The sequence below is a fragment of the Limosilactobacillus panis DSM 6035 genome, assembly GCF_001435935.1.
Lineage (GTDB): Bacteria > Bacillota > Bacilli > Lactobacillales > Lactobacillaceae > Limosilactobacillus > Limosilactobacillus panis.
In genome coordinates this window covers 1-6,246 of the sequence record NZ_AZGM01000061.1, presented here as the reverse complement: position 1 = coordinate 6,246, position 6,246 = coordinate 1, and the positions used below count along the sequence as shown (strand labels likewise).

6 protein-coding genes are annotated in these 6,246 nt (G+C 51.2%); 1 reads left to right on the top strand and 5 read right to left on the bottom strand.

The genetic code is table 11. The features are described 5' to 3' along the window. Window positions 1-237: 237 nt before the first annotated feature. From cshA to FD32_RS04280, 4 genes are all read right to left on the bottom strand, one after another. Window positions 238-1,737 carry a degradosome RNA helicase CshA gene (gene cshA / locus FD32_RS04295; RefSeq protein ID WP_047768530.1) on the bottom strand — a complete coding sequence of 500 codons (1,500 nt, stop codon included), beginning with the start codon at window positions 1,735-1,737 and terminating at the stop codon, window positions 238-240. A 72-nt stretch (window positions 1,738-1,809) separates the two neighbouring features. Beyond that, a complete protein-coding gene (locus FD32_RS04290; RefSeq protein WP_047768532.1) occupies window positions 1,810-3,189 on the bottom strand; it encodes a UDP-N-acetylmuramoyl-tripeptide--D-alanyl-D-alanine ligase in 1,380 nt (459 codons plus the stop codon). Window positions 3,190-3,318: 129 nt separating this feature from the next. Further along, window positions 3,319-4,209: a zinc metalloprotease HtpX gene (htpX, locus tag FD32_RS04285; RefSeq protein WP_056962119.1), complete on the bottom strand. Its 891-nt coding sequence runs from the start codon at window positions 4,207-4,209 to the stop codon at window positions 3,319-3,321. Window positions 4,210-4,219: 10 nt separating this feature from the next. Continuing rightward, entirely contained in the window at window positions 4,220-4,780 is a 561-nt protein-coding gene (locus tag FD32_RS04280) for a LemA family protein (RefSeq protein WP_047768534.1), read from the bottom strand. A gap of 134 nt (window positions 4,781-4,914) precedes the next feature. Here FD32_RS04280 and FD32_RS04275 point away from each other — a divergent pair, with 134 nt between their 5' ends. Beyond that, window positions 4,915-5,376, top strand: a complete 462-nt coding sequence (locus FD32_RS04275; RefSeq protein WP_047768535.1) for a low molecular weight protein-tyrosine-phosphatase — start codon at window positions 4,915-4,917, stop codon at window positions 5,374-5,376. 54 nt (window positions 5,377-5,430) lie between these two features. Here the strand turns inward: FD32_RS04275 and FD32_RS04270 are convergent, their stop codons facing one another. Continuing rightward, entirely contained in the window at window positions 5,431-6,141 is a 711-nt protein-coding gene (locus FD32_RS04270; RefSeq protein ID WP_047768537.1) for a class A sortase, read from the bottom strand. Window positions 6,142-6,246: the final 105 nt, after the last annotated feature.

Genomic DNA, 6,246 nt, shown 5'->3' with positions numbered 1-6,246 from the left:
GTACCTCACAATCATTGGATCCTTTGTCCAACAATTATGGGGCACTTCATTTTCTCACCAGCCTCTTTTCTATCTCCGAATGTTACACAGTAATCGCGGAAAAAAAGCGCGCTCCTAGTGTCTAGTTACGGACAATCGCCGGCCCGTTCCGTGCCAACGATCGCCCTATACTAGCCATACGGAGCGCTCTGATGCTTTTTTCCCAGCTTCCTTTGTGTGTATCTTAAATTCGCTAGACTATTCCTTATCCTTCCGGTGCCGGATATTGAAGGAATGGCGACTGGAATGACTCCGCCCGTAGTTATCGTGACGACGACCGTGGGAACGGTAATTTCCCCCGTTATGACGGCGGTTACCATTGTGGTGACGGTAGTGGTTGCCACCATGGTAGTCATTACGCTTACCGCGGTGGCGCCGAGGAAGTGGCCGCTCCGGTGTAATCTTGACCGGTACTTCGCTGGCGGCTTCCTTCGTCATATCGTTCAGCAGGGCGGCAACCAGATCTGTTGCGTTGTGGGTCTCCAGAAGCTCCGCCGCAGCCTCCTTGTAGCGGTCTGTTGAGTTCTGGGCAATCAACTGGTCAATGTCGTTAAAGGCACTGGCCACCTGTCCCCGGAAGGCTTCCTCAGCTGATGGCGGCTTGAGGGGCAGCATCCGGGCCCGGGTAAGCTTTTCGATTTCGTGCAGGTACTCCATCTCGTTAGGCGTGACAAAGGTCAACGACGTTCCGTGGTGGCCGGCACGGCCCGTCCGGCCAATCCGGTGAACATAAGAGTCGGGATCCGACGGGATATCGTAGTTGTAAACGTGGGTTACTCCTGAGATATCAAGGCCCCGGGCCGCAACGTCAGTAGCTACCAGAATATCAAGGTCCCCATTCTTGAACCGCTTCATGATCTTAGTCCGCCGGTCCTGGGTCAGATCGCCGTGAATACCGGCCGCATTGTATCCCCGCGCAATCAAGCCCCGGGATAGCTCATCAACCCGTCGTTTGGTCCGCCCAAAGACAATTGTTAAGTCCGGGTCCTGGACATCAATCAACCGGGTCATAATGTCGAACTTCTCATAGTCGCGAGCCCGCACGTAGTACTGGTCGACTAAGTCGGTAGTCAGTTCCTTGGCCTTGATCCGGACCGTCTCTGGGTTAGTCATGAACTGCTCGCCGATTTTCTTAATTTCCGGCGGCATCGTTGCGGAGAACAGGAGCGTTTGCCGGTCGGCCGGGGTCTGGTTGATGATGGCCTCGATGTCTTCTAAGAAGCCCATGTTCAGCATCTCGTCGGCCTCATCTAAGACCAGGGTCTGAATGTGGCCTAACTTGACGGTGTGACGGTTGAGGTGGTCCCGCAGCCGTCCTGGGGTCCCAACAAGGATTTGGGGATGGTGCTTCAGGTTCTTGATTTGCCGCCGGATGTCGGCGCCCCCGTAAACGACTTGTACCCGGGCATGCTTATCCTTCCCTAAACGGTACAATTCTTCCTGGGTCTGAATGGCCAGTTCCCTAGTTGGCGAGATGATAATCGCCTGGATGTTGGGGTTGTCGGTATCAACGTGTTCAATAATCGGTAAACCGAAGGCAGCCGTCTTACCGGTCCCAGTTTGGGCTTGGCCAATCACGTCCTGTCCTTTTAAAACCATTGGAATCGTCTGTTCTTGAATGGGCGTTGCTTCTTCGTACCCACTCCGCTTAATGGCCTTCAATAGGCTCTTTGACAAACCTAATTCGCTAAACTTCAAAAAATTTCCTCCTAAAAAGCAACCAGTCGGCCGGTGAAGTACTTGATCACCGAATGCCGGCTGGTGCCAAAATTATTGTTCTTTAATTGCTGCTAGGACATTTTCAAGGTGAATGCCATGGCTAGCCTTTAACAGGACCATATCCTGGTCCGTCAAATCAGCTTTTAAATCCGCGGTTAGCAGGTCCAGCTGGTCCGCTTGGTAATAGTGGATGACTTCCTTTGGATACCCATCTTCAAGTAGCTTATCCCGCAGGGCGGTCATCTCTGACCCGACTAAGTATACTTCCTGAATCTTTGCTGGGTCAATCTGGTCAGCAAGGCTAGCGTGCAGACGTGGTGCCGCATCCCCGAGTTCTAGCATGTCACCAAGGACGGCAATCCGCCGACCCTTAACTGGCATTGCTGAAATCGTCTTTAATACTTGCTTTGCAGCTGTGGGGTTCGAATTGTAAACATCACTCAGAATTTGGGCTCCCTGGGTGCTCTTGAACCATTCAGCCCGGTTTTCTGTCAATTCAACATTGGCAAGGGCGGCCTTCATGTGCTTAGGGGTGATGTGGAGCTGCTTGCCAACAGCAATCGCCGCCAGGGCGTTGTTAACGTTGTATTCACCCACCATTGGGATGGTGAATTGCTCGTCTGGCCACTCGTTGACCGTGAAGTCAATTGACCGGCCCTTGTCCGTCACGCTGGTTGCGTAGAAATCATCACTAAGCTGCCGACCAAAGCGCACTGTCTGCTGAGTGATCTTCTTAACCCGTTCGTTGAGGAGGGGCTCATCACCATTAAAGACGAGGGTCCCGTCTTCCTTTAAGCCGTTGACAATTTCCATCTTGGCATCAGCAATCCGGTCACGGGTACCGAAGAATTCAATGTGGGCCTCCCCAATCATCGTGATGACGGCGATGTCCGGGCTTACCAGCTTACTCAAAAAGTCTAACTGGCCAAACCGGTCCATCCCCATCTCAACAACAACCACTTCGGTATTGGCTTCCATATTCAAGAGGGTAATTGGCACACCAATTTCATTGTTAAAGTTGGCGTAGGTCTTGGTAACATTCAGCTGGGTGCTAAGGATTGAGGCAATCATATCCTTTGTCGTCGTTTTCCCGTTACTACCGGTAACGGCCACTACCATTGGATTAATCTTACGCAGGTAGTACTTGCCAAGTTGCTGAAGGGCCTTGAGGGGGTCGGTTACGACCAGTAGTGGGTGGTCGTGATCAACGACTTCGTGGTCACTAGCCCATAGGGAAGCGGCGGCCCCGTTCGTGAAGGCCGTTTCTACGTACTGGTGACCATCGTGCGCACCCTGAAGGGGGATAAATAACGCGCCGCTTTCCAGGTGCCGACTGTCAAAGGAAACACTCGTGACCTCAACATCTTGCCATTTACTAATATCATTTTGCGCATTGATTGCACGAGCAATCTCCGCTAACTTCATCTTCATTGAAAGCTACCTCTTCTTTTGATACTTTGGTCTAGCTTTTTAATTATACCACCCTCGCCCCGTTAATACGATTTAAAAAAGAAGAAAGCGGTGACTGCACCATCCAATCGGCAGTCATTTCGCTTTCAATTACATTTCTTCTAAGCGCTTAATCCGCGCATCTAGCGGCGGGTGGGTATCAAAAAGGTTCTCATACCACCGGTGCTTACGATTTAGTTCCGGATCACTAATGTACAGAGCACTGCTGCTGGGGTTAACGTTCTTCATCGGCTGGGCTCCCTTCAGCTTTTCCAGGGCACTGATCATCCCGTGAGGGTTCCGCGTTAATTCGACGGAGCCGGCATCGGCCAGGTATTCCCGGTTCCTTGAAAGGGCCATCTGGGCAATCGTTGCCGCCAGGGGGGCCAGGATGATTAGCAGGATTGAGCCAATGATGGCAAAAACGTTTACCCCATCGTCATCGTCGTCGCGACTGCCACCAAACCACCAGAAGTTCCCCGCAAAGTTAACCAGAGCAGAAATGGCTGCCGAGAGGGCCAGGGCAATCGTCTGCAGGCGAATATCGTAGTTACGGACGTGACTCATTTCGTGCCCCATCACCCCTTCTAGTTCTTCCCGGTTCATCATTGCTAAGAGGCCACTGGTAGCGGCCACCGCTGCGTGCTCTGGGTTGTTTCCCGTTGCAAAGGCGTTCGGGCTCGGATCGTCAATGATGAACACCCGGGGCATCGGGACCTGGGCAACCATTGCCATGTCCTCAACGACGTGCCACAAGGTCGGGGCCTCCTGGGCGGAGTGAATCTCCTGATCGTTATTCATGTTCATGACAACATCCGTTGACTGACCGATGATTACTACCATGTAGATGAGAGCAATCACGGCCGCAACTATGATGCCGCCAACCGTTGAGCCGGCAAAGAGGTATCCCACGGCCGCCCCGATTAGGGCCACGAGGATGAAGAAGCCAAACATAACAACAATTGTTTTACGCTTATTCCGTGCGATCTGCTGGTACAACATTTAACTCACCCTAATCATCAAACGAAACCTTTGGCGTCTGCTTGGCATCGTCAGGTACTTGCAGGTATTCCATCGGGGTAAAGTGGTGCAGCTTGGCAACCAGGTTACTAGGGAAGGTCTGAATCTTGGCATCCAAGGCCGCTACCGTACTGTTGTACAGCTGCCGTGAGTAAGCAATCTTGTTTTCCGTGTTACTTATTTCTTCCATCAGTTGCTGGTATTCCGTGCTAGCTTTCAGGTCGGGGTAATTTTCAGATACCGCAAACAGGGTCCTTAATGTTCCCGTCAGCTCGTTAGAAACCGCCATCTTCTGGGCATGGTCATCGTCAGGAACGTTGTTTAATGCCGTCCGCAACTGGGTGACCTTCTCCAAAGTTGATGCTTCATACTTGCTGTAGCCCTTGACTGTCGAGACCAAATTAGGAATCAGGTCGTTCCGCCGCTGAAGCTGGACGTCAATCTGGCTCCAAGATTCTTGCGCGTGGACCCGTAACTGGACCAGGCCGTTATATAAGACAACGTAAATCCCAATCAGAATTACGAGGACCAGGATGACAATTAATATCGTCATTGTCATTCCTCCTTTATTTTATCTGCCTGTATTTTACCAAATTTACCCGCTGACGGGAATTAATCAGCCAGACCTTTAGCAAATACTTAGAAGTTCGTGTATGCTTAAACTAAAGACGATGAGAGGTGTTAACTATGAACGTATTATTTGTTTGTCTGGGCAACATCTGCCGGTCACCAATGGCAGAAAGCATGTTCACTAAGCTGGTTGATTCGGCCGGTGAAAGTGACCGGATCAAGGTGGACTCAGCAGGAACCAGCAGCGAGGAAGAAGGCAATGGTCCCCACCCCGGCGCCCTTAAAACCATGCGTAAACACGGCCTGCCAACCGCCGGTCTCGTTTCCCGGCCAATCACCGGCAAAGACTTTGACTGGGCCGACTACATCATCTGCATGGATAACATGAACATGTACAACCTTAAACGCCAGGCACCGGTTGATGACATCAGCAAGATCCACCTGGCAAACGAGGTTGTCCCCGGGCACGAGACGGAAGAGATTCCCGACCCCTGGTACACCCACCGCTTTGAGGACACCTACCAGAGTTTAGCCCGGGCCCTCCCCTTATGGCTGGCTAAAATTGAAAGTGAACTTTAATAAAAAGTAGGCCCCAACATCCGGTGGTTCCGGACATTGGGACCTGCTTTCCTCTTAAGAGTTACGACCCGTTGTGTACTTCGTACTAAAGTTCTTCTGGACTTTTGAGGGCGCCTGCTTGAAGGGCTCTGACTTAACAAAGTAACCGCGCAGCATCAGCCGCCGCTCACCGTTGGCATTGCAAGTGATCAACGTAATTATTGGCTGCTGGGTGTCGTTAACCACCTCAACCTGGTGGGGGTCAATAAACTTCCGCTGGTAGAGCTTGTATTCATATACCCACTTTAAATCAGTGATGTAAACCATCTGACCAACCTTGGCGTGGTAGTAAAGGGGGGAGAAAAGGATCTTACTACCGTTAGCCATGTTATGACCAGCTAACGCATAGTTACCCTTCCCCATCTTCATATCAGGACGCATTGTCCCCGCTGCCAGGGCCAACGTTGTGTTGTTTGTTCCGTTAGCGATGGGAATCGTCATCCCCGCTGACGGCATCGTTATTTCACCAATAATGTTAATGGGCTGCTTTTTTGCCCGGGCCTTGGCGACCGTCTGGAAGTTCAGATCCTGGACGTCGGCATAATTATAGGTGGCCTTCTTCTTACTGTTTTGTTGGATTATCTGGCGCGTGATGTTGGGGCGGTAGCTGCTTACAAAATGCTCCTTGATCTGTTGGTTGAAGATCAGGCAGACTGATATTACCAGTAGAATCACAACCGCAGTCCACCGTAGCCATTCCCGTGACCGGTGCTTCTTATTATTCACCGTTCTCACTCCTTCTTTCGGTAATCATTGTCTCAGTTTACCACAGAAAAGGGTTCTACAATTTTAAGTACTGATGGATTTAACATCAGTGCTTATTTTGGTTTA